This window comes from Symbiopectobacterium purcellii (assembly GCF_019797845.1).
Classification (GTDB): Bacteria; Pseudomonadota; Gammaproteobacteria; order Enterobacterales; family Enterobacteriaceae; genus Symbiopectobacterium; species Symbiopectobacterium purcellii.
Map to the genome: position 1 here is coordinate 3,466,143 of NZ_CP081864.1, position 13,738 is coordinate 3,479,880.

General features: G+C 47.4%; 14 protein-coding genes. 1 reads left to right on the forward strand and 13 read right to left on the reverse strand.

Going from position 1 to position 13,738, the window contains the following annotated elements; all coding sequences use genetic code 11:
• Positions 1–9: 9 nt before the first annotated feature.
• The 13 genes from sctT to K6K13_RS16310 form a co-directional block, all read right to left on the reverse strand.
• Positions 10–768 carry a type III secretion system export apparatus subunit SctT gene (gene sctT, locus K6K13_RS16250; RefSeq protein WP_222157918.1) on the reverse strand — a complete coding sequence of 253 codons (759 nt, stop codon included), beginning with the start codon at positions 766–768 and terminating at the stop codon, positions 10–12.
• Positions 769–776: 8 nt separating this feature from the next.
• Complete coding sequence (locus K6K13_RS16255; protein WP_222157919.1) at positions 777–1,031, reverse strand: EscS/YscS/HrcS family type III secretion system export apparatus protein; 255 nt, start codon at positions 1,029–1,031, stop codon at positions 777–779.
• 15 nt (positions 1,032–1,046) lie between these two features.
• Complete coding sequence (locus K6K13_RS16260) at positions 1,047–1,712, reverse strand: EscR/YscR/HrcR family type III secretion system export apparatus protein (RefSeq protein ID WP_222157920.1); 666 nt, start codon at positions 1,710–1,712, stop codon at positions 1,047–1,049.
• Positions 1,696–2,643 carry a FliM/FliN family flagellar motor switch protein gene (locus tag K6K13_RS16265; RefSeq protein WP_222157921.1) on the reverse strand — a complete coding sequence of 316 codons (948 nt, stop codon included), beginning with the start codon at positions 2,641–2,643 and terminating at the stop codon, positions 1,696–1,698. Before K6K13_RS16265 ends, K6K13_RS16260 begins: the two co-directional genes overlap by 17 nt.
• Positions 2,640–3,605, reverse strand: coding sequence for a SpaN/EivJ family type III secretion system needle length determinant (locus tag K6K13_RS16270; protein ID WP_222157922.1), 966 nt, complete (start codon positions 3,603–3,605; stop codon positions 2,640–2,642). Before K6K13_RS16270 ends, K6K13_RS16265 begins: the two co-directional genes overlap by 4 nt.
• On the reverse strand, positions 3,593–4,039 hold the full coding sequence (locus tag K6K13_RS16275; RefSeq protein ID WP_222157923.1) for a SpaM family type III secretion system protein: 447 nt from the start codon (positions 4,037–4,039) through the stop codon (positions 3,593–3,595). The genes K6K13_RS16270 and K6K13_RS16275 overlap by 13 nt, the downstream gene beginning before the upstream one ends.
• Positions 4,029–5,321, reverse strand: coding sequence for a type III secretion system ATPase SctN (gene sctN, locus K6K13_RS16280; RefSeq protein ID WP_222157924.1), 1,293 nt, complete (start codon positions 5,319–5,321; stop codon positions 4,029–4,031). Before sctN ends, K6K13_RS16275 begins: the two co-directional genes overlap by 11 nt.
• A complete protein-coding gene (locus K6K13_RS16285; protein WP_222157925.1) occupies positions 5,321–5,722 on the reverse strand; it encodes an InvB/SpaK family type III secretion system chaperone in 402 nt (133 codons plus the stop codon). Before K6K13_RS16285 ends, sctN begins: the two co-directional genes overlap by 1 nt.
• A gap of 16 nt (positions 5,723–5,738) precedes the next feature.
• Positions 5,739–7,787, reverse strand: a complete 2,049-nt coding sequence (locus K6K13_RS16290; protein ID WP_222157926.1) for an EscV/YscV/HrcV family type III secretion system export apparatus protein — start codon at positions 7,785–7,787, stop codon at positions 5,739–5,741.
• Between the two features lie 36 nt (positions 7,788–7,823).
• A complete protein-coding gene (gene sctW, locus K6K13_RS16295; RefSeq protein WP_222157927.1) occupies positions 7,824–8,954 on the reverse strand; it encodes a type III secretion system gatekeeper subunit SctW in 1,131 nt (376 codons plus the stop codon).
• Complete coding sequence (sctC, locus tag K6K13_RS16300; RefSeq protein ID WP_252120322.1) at positions 8,945–10,498, reverse strand: type III secretion system outer membrane ring subunit SctC; 1,554 nt, start codon at positions 10,496–10,498, stop codon at positions 8,945–8,947. The genes sctW and sctC overlap by 10 nt, the downstream gene beginning before the upstream one ends.
• A 135-nt stretch (positions 10,499–10,633) precedes the next feature.
• Complete coding sequence (locus K6K13_RS16305) at positions 10,634–11,389, reverse strand: helix-turn-helix domain-containing protein (RefSeq protein ID WP_222157928.1); 756 nt, start codon at positions 11,387–11,389, stop codon at positions 10,634–10,636.
• 293 nt (positions 11,390–11,682) lie between these two features.
• Positions 11,683–12,018 (reverse strand): gamma-glutamylcyclotransferase family protein, encoded by a 336-nt coding sequence (locus K6K13_RS16310; protein ID WP_222157929.1) that lies wholly within the window; start codon positions 12,016–12,018, stop codon positions 11,683–11,685.
• Between the two features lie 274 nt (positions 12,019–12,292).
• Here K6K13_RS16310 and K6K13_RS16315 point away from each other — a divergent pair, with 274 nt between their 5' ends.
• Positions 12,293–13,645, forward strand: coding sequence for a sensor domain-containing diguanylate cyclase (locus tag K6K13_RS16315; protein ID WP_222157930.1), 1,353 nt, complete (start codon positions 12,293–12,295; stop codon positions 13,643–13,645).
• The last annotated feature ends 93 nt before the right edge of the window (positions 13,646–13,738 follow it).

The window sequence follows — 13,738 nt, forward strand, 5'->3', positions numbered from 1 at the left end:
ACCACTGCATCACCAGCCAAGTAGATCAACGGGATATAGGCGCAAATCCATAATGCGGTCGGGCAATATGGGGGGGAAATAGAGCAGTAATAACAAGAATCCAATAAGGCTCTTAACCGTCAATGCCAGCGAAAAGGCATTCAACTGTGGGGCAAACCGTGCCAGTAACCCCAAAAAAAGTTCAGACAACAAAAAAATAATAATCAAAGGGCTGGCAAGGATAACGCCATTCTTCACGACCAAAGTCAGGAACCCGATAACGGTACGATATGCAGGCATATCCAACTGATAAGGTTGCCATAATTGATAACTTTTCTCGAAAACCTCCAGCATTAACAACAGACCACCGCTTTGCAGCACAATAACCGCAGCAAAGAGGTTGAAAAAGTTAGCCAGTTCGGAAGTATCCACGCCTGAAAGTGGATCAATGATGCTACTCAGGGTTGCACCACGCTGATTGTCAATAAAACTGCCCGTCGCGTGCATAACCCAACACGGCAAACACAGAAAACCAGCGATGATCAGACCAACAGCCAACTCCTTACCGATTAAAATTAAAAACCAGATGTTATCGTACCCAGCCATCGCTTCTCCCGTATGCGGCCACAACACACTGCCCGTGAGCATGGCAACGGGTAACCTGATAGCACCAGTCAACGTATTATTGTTGAAAAAGGGCAGCAATATAAACGCAGGCATCAGACGAGCTGATACCATAGCCATTTCATAAAGCCAGGTGTGAAGGTCAAAAAACATTCCAGTAAACATATTGCTTATCACGAAAGTGCTATTCTTATTACTTCACGAGCATAATTAAGCATAATATCGCCATACCACCCGGAAATAAGAAATAGACACAACACCACGCTCAATAACTTGACGCCAAAAGGCAATGTCTGTTCTTGAAGCTGAGTTACTGTCTGGAATAAACCCACCAACAGCCCCACTATGGTGGCCACAGCAATGGGTAATGCCGACATTGTCAAAATCAGGTAAAGCGCTTTATTGCCTGCGAACGTTATTTCATCCATGATGATTCTCCACGGCTATAACGCCAGTTCCAGGTATTGTGTTACCAATCCTTTGGATAATAGCGTCCATCCATCTAACACAACAAAGAGTACCAATTTAATGGGTACTGAAATGGTTACGGGACTCATCATCATCATGCCGAGCGCCAGCAAAATACTGGAGACCAGTAAATCGATAACAACGAAGGGCAGATAAAGATAAAAACCTATCTTGAATGCACTCTTTATCTCGCTTAAGGCATAAGCGGGTAATAATGCCAGGATAGAAGTACGTTCCTCTTCATGCACTTCACTATCGGGGTTATCTCCGCGTTGAAGGTGGGCCCGCTCAAAAAACTGAACCAATTCAGCATCAGAATACTTCTCAAGATAATCCCGATAACTATCCAGTCCATTCTCAATAAAATGTAAAACTGATTGACTGTCTCTCGTATCGACATTGGCTTGCTGAAATTGCTCATAGCCACTTTTCACCACGGGTAACATGACAAAAAAAGATAAGATCAACGCTACGCCATTCAATGTCATATTGGAAGGGACTTGCTGAAGTCCCAATGCATTACGAACCATGACAAAAACAATGGAAAACTTTATATAACAAGTCCCGCATGCAATCAAAAAAGGAAGCAGCGTTGAAAATGCCAGTATCGCAATCAGAGAAATATCATTGCCGTGAGACATCACCAGCCTCTTGATAAATATCTTTTATTTCGATACCCAAACTATCCTCAATCCACACCAACTCACCTTTGGCAACGGGTACACCATTAGCCATAATGGATATATTCTGCTCTGCATCAGGATGACATGGAATAACCTGACCGTGATAAAAGGATTCTAATTCCGCAACGCTGAGCGTGCTTTGTTGCAATACCACATCGAGCTTTATTTTAATCTCGTCACGCGATCGTACCGGGGCAACAGCGACCTCATTTATGTGTTCTGGCAACGATAATTCGCTTTCATTTTCTGACATTGCAGTAACGTCCGTTTCATCAAACATAAATCCCTCTTCAATTTTGATAAATCGCCCCAACACATGGTTTGACGAGGCAACTGTGCATTCTTCATGATTAACCAATATCACATCGCCACGCTGAATGCGTTTCAGCAACGCCATGGAGATATGGCTGTAGCCAATTTGAAACTGGATAGATAAAGGCAGAGAGTCCGCCTTCAAATAGCGACGCCCCTCTTCCAACGGGGCGTGGGGAGGAAAGGTATGCAACCATACGCGCCCTTGCGATGCCATACAGGCGTAAGCCTGCGCTGGAACAGACGATGCCGCCACCCGACCTTTGCTTTCCAAACGTTGATATGCGAGGTCTTGCGGCAACCCATTAATAGGCTGTATGCAAGTAATGAACAACGTCTCTAACTGCGCGGGCGACCACGATGCGCTCGACAATGCCGCACTCTGAGGCACTCGGTGGCAAAACCATCTCTCCAGATCGATAATGCCCTCCCACCCCGTATCAGCGATAAAATGCAGCAGGTGATTGCCGGGTACCAGATGCTGACACACGTCAAAGCCTTGGTCTTGCCACGTTTTCACTCTGCGACGCTCGGACAGTTCGCGCTTTGAATAGCTGCGTAGGTGTTGGCCAATCACGCATTTTCCTCATCGGCAAAGGTGTTGTGCTCTTTCTTTGGCTGCTCATCGTCCTCAGAAAACACCCATTCCGGGTCGCTTTGTCCCTGGCCCTCATAATCCGCTAATCGCTGGTGCACTAACGGATCAGAAACCTGCAATACATGCGGTGCTTTGGCATGTCCGCCGAGCAGCACATTGACCTGATGACCATATCCCCAATCCGAAAAGCGGTACAATAATTGACTCTCTGACGCAGCCTCATTTAGCGCGGTGTTGCCGATGTTTCTCAGTATCGCCTCAGAGGGAAGTGGCTGTCGGCTCGCCCCGGCGAACGCGTTATCAGCACTACGTGCAGCGGTATCACCCGTGAACATACGGTGTTGTGCATCGCTGGTTAGCGGAATACCAGAGGGCGTCTGCTCTCTTTCCGTCCTGTGGCCTGGCGCTTCTGAAGGTATGCTCGTAGAAGGAAAAACCGCCGTATCAGTTACCTGACTGACTATCGCGTGGGAAAGTGGCGTATCACGACGTTCCTGAAGTGCAACGGCAGCTGACAGACCGTGCACCCCACTGGCTACGCCTGTCTTTTCCCCCACGCTGGCAGAAAGGGCGGATAAATCATGGTGTACGGTTGTTTTGCGCGTGGGTACCCCTTTATCGAGTGGGGCCTCTGTCGCGCGCGTGTTTACTGTCTTGCTTACCTCAGCGCGCGTCTCTGACTGCACCGGCAGATTGATTTTTCCTCGTCCGCTTTCCCGCCATTTGCCCAAACTAGCATGCAGTTCCGGCAGTGTTGCGGATAGCGAGGCGTGAGAAAGCGCGACAGGAGGGAAAGCATTGTCCTCGTGCCCTTTCTTCACCTGCTTTGCTTTTTGCTTTATGGCATTTAAAACAATGTGTTCTAAACTTTGCGTCGCATTTTCTTCCCTGCCGGGGTTACTGCCAGAAAAAATGGCTTTCACTCCATTTAACGTCGCCATGATATTCTTTCCTCTATCTCGTTATCTTCAATTTTGGCATCGCTGATACGCTTATTTTTTCGCGCCTGCTGTTGCAGCGATTCATACTTCTTTATCTTTCTATCAAGCAGTTTCCTTTTTTCGAATATCGCCAGGCGCTCTTGCTCACATTTTTCCTGTTCAAGCATTTTTTGAGATTTTTGGACTTTAATGTCCGCCAATTTCCTCTTGAGTGCGCCCTGTCGCCGCTGTATCGCGAAGATTTTCGCTTTATTGGTTTCGCCTCCGGGATACAAACTTCGGCTGAGCATCTCAATGGCCGAAATCTCTTTTTCGAAGCTGTCTATCTGGGTGATTAATGTGTTGTGCTCACTTTTTTTTCTATTGAGCAGAACATCATTACGTTGAATTTTTAGGGCAACATGCCCCACCAACGTTTTCATCTCACGAAGCATGACGTTTCATCTCATCGGTTATCGTATTGAAATCAGCACGCTCATCGACACGCTGTTTTAACCAGGCAAACAAGCGATCTCGTTTATTCATGGCGCGGTCATTCTCTTCATTTTCGCCCGGTTGATATTCGCCTAGATCGACAAAGAGTTGCAGCTCATCAATTTTTGCCAAAATGCGACGCAGTTCGCCCGCGTAATGAAGATGTTCACTGTCACAAACCCGATTAGCGACGCGACTGACACTATTCAGAACATCAATCGCTGGATAGTGATTTTTGGCCGCCAACTTACGGCTCAGGTAGATATGTCCGTCAAGAATTGAGCGAATTTCTTCTGCAATAGGATCGGGCTCGTCATCGCTTTCCAAAAGAATGGTGTAATAGGCCGTAATACTTCCTGTTTGGGTGACGCCCGGGCGTTCCAATAGCTTGGGCAGGGCATCAAAGACCGAGGCAGGATAACCACGCCGTGCGGGTGATTCTCCCGTAGCCAGCGCCACATCGCGTAGGGCCCTGGCATAACGCGTAATCGAATCCAGGAAGAGCACAACATTCATGCCTGCGTCGCGAAAATATTCAGCAACCGTGGTTGCAACCTGCGCAGCATTGCAACGATTCAACGATGAATAATCTGAAGTCGCGTAAACCAAAACACACTGGCTCTGACGATCGGATTCGCGCAATGCTTCAATGAATTCCGTCACTTCACGCCCACGCTCACCGACAAGCGCAATCACAAAAACATCCGCTTGTGATTGCTCAATAAGCATGTGCATCAAGGTCGTTTTCCCACACCCCGCCGATGCAAAAATGCCCATGCGCTGACCTACGCCGCAGGTAATCAGCCCGTCAATGGCCCGGATCCCGGTCCAAAACGGCTGCTGAATGCCCACCCGGTCCTGATAAATCGGAGGTGGTGCATCAATGGTACGACGCTGCCAGGTAAACCCTCGCTCCTCACCTGCTAATCGCTCGACAACTTCACCAAATGGGTTCAGTACACAACCCAGCAGGTCATGACTCAGTACAACCGACAGCCCTGTCCCTGTAGGACAAATTACCGCCTCTCGCGACAAACCTTGCGCATTGCCTATCAAACTCAGCAGTGTCGTATCGCCATGAAACCCCAATACCTGAGCGCGAGCCAGAATATCTGGCTGATTCCAGCCTTGGCGAACTTCGCAAACTTCCCCGACAGTCACACCGGGCAGCCGCGCTTCAATGATGGAGCCAGACAGGCGCAAAGGATGTGCTTGTTGACGTAAGAGCTGTCGGTTCGCCATTAGCGAATCACTCCCAAAAAGGCTTCTTGCAATTGGAAGAATTCGTCCATGGCATCCGCAAAGCGAGCACCGTCAGTCAGATAGTCAGGATGTACCAGCCCTTTTAATTCAATGGCATCATTGTTAATGGCAATCTGTAATTGCCCGGTCATCGCAAAGTGGCACCCTTCCATAATTTTTTCCTGGATTTGGGCTGCTTTATGCTGCAATAACCCAGGTGTGTTTTCACTGAGCTGTGACCAAATCCATATCTGCCCATCCACATTGCTGATTAACAAACTGGGATAATTTTCAAAATCGAGCACAATGGTTGAATGACCATCAAAATCACTCAGAATGGATTCATCCACCCCACTGTGCAGTAGCGCATCACGAACCAACTTTACAATATCAATATACATTTCAGATCTTCCTTAATTAAATGGTTTTCACCACATTGATTGACACCGTATCGGTTATTTCACCGAACGACATAACTTCAAGATCTTTAAAGCGTGACTCGAGAAAACGCTTTAAGAAACGGCGTATATCCACCGAGGAGAGCACGACTAAATCTTTACAAGACATCGCGACACTCTCCATGGCCAGTGCAAACCGATCAATCAGCTCATCCGCTACAGCAGGTTCAAGATGAAGGAACACACCCGTTGAGGTATTTCTAATACTCTGGCGAATCTGGTCTTCAAATTCCGCGGATAACATAATCACGCGAAGCGAATTTCCCACAGAGAATTTATGGCAAATATAACGTGAGAGAGCACCGCGAACATGCTCGACCAGCGAAATAACCTCTTTCTCACGCGGCGCCCATTGGGCAAGGGCTTCCATAATTAACCGCATATTACGCACTGAAATACGTTCACTCAAAAGGCGCTGTAATACTTCAGAAATGCGCTGAATAGTGGCATGACGCATCACTTCTTTCATCAAGTCAGGGTATTTCTCTTCCATTTTATCGAGAATATGCTTTGTTTCCTGAACACCGAAATACTCGTTAACATGACGAATCAACACGGCCGCCAAGGTGTAATACATTTCATCAATGCCACTACGCAGTTGATACCCTAATGCCGCAACAGATTCCCGCTGTTCTTCGGCAATCCATTGCATGTTCTCAATGGTAGACACCGGTATTCCAAGCTGTAGCAGCTCGTCAGAACCGTTCACAACGCGGTACTGATTGAATTTTATTTGAAAACGCTCTGCGCTGATTTCATTGATTAACACAGACACAGTTTCAGGCTCTATGTGCTCGGACGCTCTCACCGTTATTTCCGGCAGGTTTATCCCATAATCAATGAAGAATTGACTGCGAAAGCGTTCTGTAATATTCGCCTTTCCCAGTATTTGTTCATCACTTTTGTTAACGACAAGAATCAAGGGCACCGTTTCTGCTGAAACATTATTCAGATTATTAATGATACCCAGTGAGCTTTCCCCTTCGGCTAACACATCCCCTTCATAAGGTTGGTGTGACGTTGTCCCCTCAAGATCGACCTGTGCCTTGTTATTTTTCCAACGTTGATAGCCATAAAGTCCGGCGAGCAGCAATGCCAAAATCATAAAGACAGAAAAAGGGAATCCCGGCAGGCTGCCGATGCCCAAGGCAATAATCGCCGCAATCACCAGTACCGATGAGTTGGTGAACAACTGATCAACAATGGTGCGCCCCATGTTGTCGCCATCGCCATTAACACGCGTCACAATGAAACCCGAACCGATGGCGATCAATAGTGCTGGGATTTGGGCAACCAGGCCGTCACCGATCGTCAACATCGTATAGGTAGAAAGCGCGGTTGACATGTCCATGCCATTAATTGACACACCGACACTGATGCCACCAATGAAGTTGATGAAGATGATGATAATTCCAGCAATCGCATCGCCCTTGATAAACTTCATCGCGCCATCAAAAGAGCCATAGAGCTGGCTTTCGCGCTCGACCACACTGCGTCGTGACATGGCATCTTCCGCATCGATGGAACCCGCGCGCAAATCTGCATCAATGCTCATTTGCTTGCCTGGCATGCCATCCAGAGAGAAACGTGCTGCCACTTCGGCGACGCGTTCGGCACCTTTGGTTATCACCATAAACTGCACGATGGTGACTATCGAAAAAATCACAAAACCAACAACCAGGCTTCCCCCAATAACAAACTCACCGAATGTGGAAATGATGTCCCCCGCATCAGCATCGTTTAATATCAGACGGCTAGTACTCACGGATAGCGCTAATCGAAACAGCGTCGTAATCAACAACACCGCGGGGAATGTTGAAAAGCTCAGTATTTTATCAATATAAAATGACGCTAAAAAAACCAGGATGGATAAAACAATGTTCAACCCAATAAAGAAATCGACCAAATAGGTTGGCAGAGGAATAACCAACATAGAAATGATCACAACAATCAATATAAGAATAAAGAGTTCCGGATGGTTCCTTACCCGATTTAAAAAGTCAATCATCCCATCAACCTATTTTATTCAACTTATGTAAAGAAATCACTGTGCGGTTTTCCGCTGTTCAATTCGTTCGTGGTATAACGCAGCATTGAGTCTGTCTTCAAAACACATCAATAATTTTATTCTTTCTTCCTCTGAAAAAAAAACTTCATGAGGTAATTTTTTGCAATAGTAGTAGATCATTTGTAAAACTATCGCTCGATTCTTATGTTCAGCAAAACGTAAATGGTGACCTACCGTTTGCGAGAGCAACATATCCACATCATCAGTGTGTTCGATCATGCCAAAGAGCAATAGCAGCCAGGTCGCTTCTTTCTCATCAATATCGCGAATGAGAGGATTTTTGAGTAACCCTTGCACAAACAAAATATCACTCGATCGGATACGCTTAATTTGCTTTATTCTTTCCTGAAGAAAGAAAAACTCCGAATGACTACAACTGGGATCGGCCGCGTCAATATCTGCCAACAGCGCATCTTCCATAAACGTAGTCAGTATCCCGCGATTTTCAACGCCGTAGGTCGATATCCACGTTTGGTACTGCATTAGATCGGTATCATCATTGGCTAAAAAGCTGCGATAGCTCTCACGCAGTAATGTAGGCGTCATCTTGAGCGTCGAACCTAATAACCGAGCCTTTAACGCAACATTAATTCCGGCTTTTAAGCGCTTGGGATCCGCTTCTTTTTCAACCTGAGACAGCAGCGCTTTAAGGCGTTTCCGGCGTATTTCATCCAGATTGCGTCGATACAACAGCTCGCGTAGAACCATCACCAGATCGCTCTCATCTGGAAATAATGCGCGCGCCTGTTGTAAAAAACGCATAATAGCCGCCCCTTCTTTCCCATTCAGGGCTTGAATCAGCTTGCTCACCTTCGGCTGAGCATCATCATCCAACACACGATCAAAGCTGCTTTCTTCCATTGCGCTTGATTTCTTTTCATATTCCCTGCGCTGGCGAAAACGTCCCGCAACCGCAGACATATCATCCGCAGCGTTATACAACTTCTGCGCTCTGGCTGCGGGAGAAAGATCTTCCATATACTGCATTTCATCGCCAGAAGAAACATTATTCTGTTCAGCAGAAATATTTTTTTCTGCATTCTGTTTCTCTCGCCGAGCCATCTGAAGCTGGAGAGTAGAACTGCCGGGACCTACGCTTATCGCCATTTTTGGCTGTCCAAATAATTGGTCATCCAGTTTTGCAATTGATCGTTACCCAGATCTTTGCGTATATTGTTAATCATCGTATGTGCATCCGGTGATAACGGCGCATCAATCTCTCTTGGCTGAATCAGGAATACCCGAACCATGCTTGATTCTCGGTCACGAGAATATTGGAACAGTTTACCAAGCAGGGGAATGTCACCTAACAACGGAATCTTTCCTTCCACCGTGTTTCTTTCATCATGGGTATACCCACCAATCAGCAAGCTCTTTCCTTTCGGCACGCGGGCGATGGTGCTGATATTGGTTCTGCCAACTTCAGGCAATGTGGAATCGTTGGTTTTGGTTGTATCAAACTGGCTACCGTCTTCAACGTTCAGCATCATTTCTATTTCGCCGTTCGCGGTAAAACGAGGAAGCACGCTGACCAAGGTACCGTAAGTAACGTTTTCTAACTGGGCGGTGCGTTCACCCACCAGGCTGGCATAGAAGGTTCGGCTGTTGTCAAAAATGGCCGGAATATTTTCCTGGGTTAGCAACATGGGGCGGGAAACAATGTTGGCCTTTTTCTTCTCACTCAACGCCAATGCCGTAACCATAAAGCTGGCGCCATCAATGGTGCTCGTGCCACCGTTAAGCGAAATACCCAGATTGCCTCCGACATTCAGATTTCCGCTCCACTGAACGCCAAGGTTGTCGAATGCTTCTTTTTGTAAATCCACAATCCAAACGGAAAGTTCAATATGTCGCTTGGCAACATCCAGGGTTTTCGCCAGACTACGAATATATTCAACCTGCTGAGGGCTTCCTCGCACCAGAATGCTATTGGTTCCCGGTTCAGCAATAACACTCACTTCACTGGCAGTATGTGCAATATTCACCGCAGCCATCGCATCTTCATGGGCATAGCTGTCAAGCAAATCCTGTGGCAGATCGGAGGTATCCAGCTCGCTTTTAACCGGTTTACGCGGCACCACCTGCATGCTCCTTCCCGCTGTCGGCCCGCTGCTGATAATTTTATTTATTACCGTCGAAATGCCTGGAATGACGATTTTCTCATCGCGGTATTTAAAGGAACGGTCCTCGACAAAGGTGTTGTGTAGCTGAATCACGGCGATGCTCTCTCGCCCGTCGAAGGTATCGTTTTTTTGATCGAGATATTTCGCCGTACTGGTGATCAGATCGACATAGATTGGCGGTCCAGACACATAAAACGTGTCATTACGATTATCCGAACGCAGAGGAAAACGAGGATCGTGCAGACCTGAATTCTTCAAAAAGCTTTCAACCGTGCTGAATGACGTATTACGCAATACGATAACTGCATTACGCATTTCCGTTGCGTCATAGACATAGATGGCCTGGCCATCACTGTACCAAATCAACCCAAGCTGTTCGGATACCGATACCAGTACATCCTTCGGAAGGCTCAGATCAAACTCACCGGTGACCTTCTTGCGTGCAGCCAGCTTACTTAAAATGACGGGTTTTCTCATAGCAGCAGAGATAGCATCAAAAATGCCATTCACACTCTCTTGCCGAGCCATATATCCGCTTCCCTGGCGAGAGGATTGATTATTTTCATTTACTGTTTCTGCGAATGCCTGTATTGGCATTAAGGCAAACAGTAATATGGCTATTGATGCCCGTATTTTTGTCGAAAAATCTGTACTCATATTACGTTAACTCGCTTGCAATAATTTCTTCAAATTCCTTGGCGAAACACCAATCACCTCTTTCACCTCATTGGAGAAATGAGAAAGTGATGCATATCCATGATTCATTGCGATAGTCGTTAAATTATTATCGCCATTAATCAATTCAAACAGTGCCTGCCCCAAACGCCAATCACGTAGCTCAGATTTTGCCGTATTGCCCAATGCGCGCCGCGATAAACGTCGAAAATGAGAAACTGAGAGTCCATAACGCGCACAGAGCGTCTGCAAACGTTGGGTCGAATTACTTCGATATGAATCAAAAAGAAACTCAACCAGGGCATACCATTCAGATTGTCTCAATACATTGGAAAAACACGCCATATCTTCAGCTCCCAACAACGTCTGATGCAAAAGCCAATATTCCATCTCCTTTTGCTCAGGTTCATTGCCGAGTGTCGTTGGCATGCTGGCCATCAGCGTTCTTGGACAGTGAGTACTTTCTTTATTCATTGATTTATCGATAAACACTTGCAGCTTTGCCAGCAACGTAAAATCAAGAAATAAACAATGTAATTCACCGTGCTCAACGGTCACTGAAGCCGGTGCGATGGCAAGCAAACGGCGCTGGTTAGCAGGAATTATGCATTCCACCGTATTTGCTTTGTCGCGAAAGCGAAGGTAACATTCTTGCCCGCTGTTCTGTGCCAGTAATAAAGCGTACTGAGAGAACTGATATTCCTCGCCAACATTAAGCTGACGGTATTGCCCCATATCTTCCATTGATTAGCTCTTTTGCATCCAAACGTTCGATGCAGTATAAAGTCTCGCCAATGTCATTCCTGATGAGATAATAATGGTTGGCCTTCTTGCTTCCGGCACCGCCATCAAATTATAAGAGGTAATAGCTTTTTTTATATTTTATTTCATAAAGATAATTAAAGTTAAATGAACTTAATCCGAATCAACATTGACAGGACTAAGACGCGTGACAGGGGCCCCGAGCTAGGTAAAAAACGCTTTTTTTATAGCAAACCCACCGTCACATGTGGAAAGACAGCAATAATCCCGCCGCACTAGCGTGCTTCAGGTACGACCGTGTAGATGAAAGAAGTGACAATATCTCCGTCTGTGGTGGTGACGTCTACCGCCACTCTGGCATACTCCTCACCTTCAAATTCATCCAGCGCATCCCAATGTTCGGTCAGACGCGCTGAGTAAAACAGATACCCCTCAACGCGGTTTCCGGTGTTATCGAGAACAATCCCCGGATACCCCATGCCGGCCCCCCACCCTGCGTCAAGCAGTGAACCAGATACGGAGCCCTGCACCCAGGAGCCACCTATCGATTCCAACAGATGCGCATTTTCACACCCTGGCATCAGCGTACCGTATACAAAAAGACTGTCCATACTGCTCCTGCCCTGCTAAGAATGAGGTGTCCTGCTCCCATGGCGAGGAGCGTCGCACGATGTTTAACGTACCGCAGCAAGGGGGTCATGATCAATATTACTCATGAGCGAACCCACTTCCCCTCAAAGCAGTCCATAGGACCTTGAGGCAAGGCTGCCTCTGTAATATTTCTAAATCCATTTCATCAATACCAGATACTTTCTCCTCTCCGTAACGTGTATTCTTATTCTATTGCGCCAATTGCCTGCATACATTTTGGACGTACAGATAATAATGAAAAATGATGAAGAAAAACCATTGGGCTTCGATGAGGTCGATGTAAACCATCTTTTTGAATTGCTCCATCACAACTCTGATTGGGTATGGGAAGTCAACGCTCAGGGCCGTTATACCTGGGTTTCTGAGGTGGTCACCGAACTGCTGGGATTTACACCGCAAGAAGTGATAGGCAAAACACCGTTTGATTTTATGCCTCCCGGCGAAGCAGAACGGGTTGGGCAAACCTTCGGTGAAATTGTTGCGGCCAAAAGATCTTTCTCTGGGTTGGTGAATCGCAATCGGCGGGCTGATGGCCGTATTGTGGTGCTGGAAACCAGCGGCATTCCGCTGTTTGGTCCCGACGGTGAGTTGCGCGGTTATCGCGGCGTTGATCGCAATATATCAACGCTCGGTGAACGGGTTTTGCAGTTGGAAACCATCTATGACACCACGCCCGTTGCCCTCTGCATGATCGATCGCGCAGGTCGCCTTGTGATGTCCAACAAGGCCATGATGCGTTTATTAAATCATACCGATGAACCTGCCTCGGAGCTCCAGGTATCCACCGTGATGCCTGATTGTTGGTCCCAGTTTGAAACCGATTTCACACTGGCCGACAAAGGGTGGGATATCCCCAGCAGTGAGGTCACCTGGCTCGATCGCTGCTATTACACCCAGCCCGTGCCGGTGCGGGATGCCAGTGAGAACGTAGTGGGACTTTCCGTCACCTGGGTCGATATCACCCGGCGCAGTCAGGCAGAGCAAAAGCTCGCCGACGCCAATAAAGTACTGCAACAATATGCGCAACATGACCACCTTACCGGGCTGTTTAACCGCCGCAAGATGGACGAATGCCTGATTGAAGAAATAACTCACACCCTACAGAAACGCATCCCACTCTCGGTGTGCCTCGCCGATATCGACTTTTTTAAACACTACAATGATACGTTTGGCCATCAGGCCGGGGATGACTGCCTGCGCACGGTAGCAAAAACGCTGCTTTCTTCCCGGCTGCGCAGCGACGATAACGTTAGCCGCTACGGCGGCGAAGAGTTTCTGGTGATTTTGCCGCATACCGACAAAGCAGGAGCGGTAACGGTTGCCGAGCGTCTGAGAGAAAATATTCATGCACTGCGATTACCCCACAGCGCCAGCGCAACGGGCTATCTCACTATCAGCATCGGCGTTGCAACCCTGAACAGCGATCAGACCTGCCCGGAAGACCGGCCACTGCATATGATTGCCAGCGGACTGATTCACCATGCGGATACCGCACTTTACGCGGCCAAAAACCAAGGGAGAAACCGGGTGGTCGCCGCCCCGGATGACGATCAACGAGACGCGCCTGCGCATCCCCCCACGCAGTGATGCGCAGGCGAAAATAAAAGGTAATGATGACTTCACTTGAAGTGGGGTAACGATATCTGCTAACAATGAGGGTCCTGCACGCAAATCATAATA